This window comes from Vibrio sp. 10N.222.52.B7 (assembly GCF_041474275.1).
Classification (GTDB): domain Bacteria; phylum Pseudomonadota; class Gammaproteobacteria; order Enterobacterales; family Vibrionaceae; genus Vibrio; species Vibrio crassostreae_C.
The window spans coordinates 1-296 of the sequence record NZ_JBFRTU010000483.1 but is presented as its reverse complement, the minus strand read 5'-3'; the positions used below and the strand labels follow the sequence as shown (position 1 = coordinate 296).

Sequence of the window (296 nt, the reverse complement as noted above, 5' to 3'; positions counted from 1 at the left end):
GAATGCACACCGATCGCTTCTTTAAAGCCTAACTGGTCATCTAATTCGCTTTCCAATAACTTACTAGAAAGATCATTTTCAAACTGTTGTACATTCATCCCTAGCTCTTCAGCTAACTGCAAATGCGTTTCTTGACTGTGTGGCAACATTGCACGAAGGTAGTAAGCGTGTTGAATTGCTTCAAGCATCGCTTCGTAATGGTCTTGAAAACCAGCAGCGATCACGGCACGACAAGCAGGGTAAGTGCTGCGAACTGGTTGGCATTCAGTCCAAAATTCGTGGTTGAACTCAGTACC

The 296-nt window shown here is 44.3% G+C and carries 1 protein-coding gene; it reads right to left on the bottom strand.

Features of this window, described 5'->3' with window-relative positions:
- On the bottom strand, positions 1 to 296 hold a 296-nt coding region (locus AB4512_RS23800), incomplete at both ends, for a DsbA family protein (RefSeq protein ID WP_372175973.1).